Annotated in this window: 1 rRNA gene; it reads right to left on the bottom strand. The window is 40.8% G+C overall.

The annotated features are described in order from the left end of the window. Positions 1 to 105: ribosomal RNA gene (locus M3610_RS28755) — 23S ribosomal RNA — on the bottom strand; the annotation flags it as partial. Positions 106 to 211: the final 106 nt, after the last annotated feature.

The raw sequence follows: 211 nt of genomic DNA, 5'->3' as shown, positions 1-211 counted from the left end.
GGATCAAAGCTTACTTACAGCTCCCCGAAGCATATCGGTGTTAGTCCCGTCCTTCATCGGCTCCTAGTGCCAAGGCATTCACCGTGCGCCCTTTCTAACTTAACCTAAAAGGTTTATAACTCTTACTTACATAAGAGAGAAAATCTAAAATGGCGATTACTCGATGTTTACTTTGCTTCTTCATTACGATTATCTAGTTTTCAAAGAACGA

The organism is Neobacillus sp. MER 74, from assembly GCF_023714155.1.
This window is presented reverse-complemented; position numbering and strand designations above follow the sequence as displayed.